This window comes from Candidatus Thiosymbion oneisti (assembly GCF_900092655.1).
Taxonomy (GTDB): Bacteria; Pseudomonadota; Gammaproteobacteria; order Chromatiales; family Chromatiaceae; genus Thiosymbion; species Thiosymbion oneisti.
The window spans coordinates 1-1,536 of sequence record NZ_FLUY01001468.1 but is presented as its reverse complement, the minus strand read 5'-3'; the positions used below and the strand labels follow the sequence as shown (position 1 = coordinate 1,536).

Annotated in this window: 2 protein-coding genes; both read right to left on the bottom strand. The window is 63.2% G+C overall.

Going from position 1 to position 1,536, the window contains the following annotated elements; genetic code table 11:
- Nucleotides 1-181 precede the first annotated feature (181 nt).
- Nucleotides 182-1,225, bottom strand: coding sequence for an FAD:protein FMN transferase (locus BQ17_RS15135; protein ID WP_089728451.1), 1,044 nt, complete (start codon nucleotides 1,223-1,225; stop codon nucleotides 182-184).
- Nucleotides 1,226-1,256: 31 nt separating this feature from the next.
- Nucleotides 1,257-1,536 (bottom strand): hypothetical protein (locus BQ17_RS22840; RefSeq protein ID WP_218068296.1); only part of this gene is annotated, 280 nt, incomplete at its 5' end.

The following is a 1,536-nucleotide window of genomic DNA, read 5'->3' as shown; positions in this document are numbered from 1 at the left end:
CTGTCCTATCCCCTTAGGACTTCTCAATGACTGCACCCCTCCATTCTGGGCTAAGTGGCGCTAACCGACTACCCCCCAAACCCTATTTGTGTCAAATAATGTTGACGACATTTTCCGCCCGCGTAGAAATAGCCTCGGATTTTGAACAAGCGGATAAGTGCCGTCCGGTCTGAAATCAAGCTCATCGATTCATATCCGGGTCCGAACGCAGATGGTCTACAAAGGCGCTCGTTTGCAGCTCAGAATAGCCCTCGGGTGTGCGGACGATAAACAGGGCGGGGATCCGGAGGGACTCGGCCAGGTCGAATCCCGCCTGGGGTCCCAGGACCAGGAAGGCCGTCGCCAGGGCATCCGCCCGCGCCGTCCGCGGCGCCAGCACGGTGACGGATGCGAGCCGATGGGTTACCGGACGCCCTGTCTTAGGGTCGATGGTATGGGAGTAACGCTTGCCGTCCTGCTCGAAGAAATTGCGGTAGTCGCCGGAGGTCGCTATCGCGCCGTCACGCAGCGTCAAGATCCTGTGGACTGTCCGCCCTTCAGGGTCCGGGCGCTCCACCGCGATCCGCCAGGGATGGCCCTGGCCGTTGTGTCCGCGGCCCCTCAGCTCACCGCCGATCTCGATCAGATAGTCAGCGATCCCGGTCGCGTCGAGCAGCTCGGCGAGGCGGTCCACACCATAGCCCTTGGCGATTGCGGAGAGATCCAGGTACAGGGTGGGCTCGGATTTCCTCAGCGCCGGCGGGTCGGAGCGGACGGACAGCTTGCGGTAGCCGACACGCGCTTTTGCCCGGGCGATCTCAGCGTCCGCAGGTGAGGTATCGGACCCACCGCCCGGACCGAAGCCCCACAGGTTCACCAGGGGGCCGACCGTGACGTCAAAGGCCCCATCGCTTACCTCGCTGGTCTGGAGGGCTTCCTGTACCAACCCGGCCAACGCCGGGGAAACGGCGAACCAATCGGTGGCTCGGCTGCGATTAAAGCCCGAGAGCTCGGAGTCGTCTCGATAGGTGGACATCAGAGCCTTGACCAGCTCCAGCTCGGCCTCGATCCTGTCCCGAAGCCTGGTTGGCTCGATCGCTGGCGGCAGGTCCACTACCTGGATGCTGTAGAAGGTCCCCATCGTGGCGCCCCGCAGCTCCATGACCTGATTCTCCGGGGCGGGAGTGCAGCAGGTCAGAAGCGACAGGAGGACGGGAAGGAAGGAGAAACGGGCGTATTGCGACATGCGATAGGATCCCCGGGCAATCGAAAGATAATCACTGCTGAAACAATCGCTTGGCATGGAAGCGAATCGGGTAGGTTGGGCCAAGGCGCGCTGCCGAGCCGGCGCTCGAGCCGACCGCCCATAGCGCGCCGTGCCCAACAGAAGGATCGATGGGCACGCTGCGCTGGGTGCCTCCTAACCAGCCGCCGCGGTGCGGAAACCGCCGCGGAATGTCCGATCCCTTAGAACCCGCTTGATGGACGCTTGCTTTGCCCATCCTACGGGCGTTGCCCAACCGCCTGCCGTGAGCTGGGATCTTCGCGTGCCGAAAC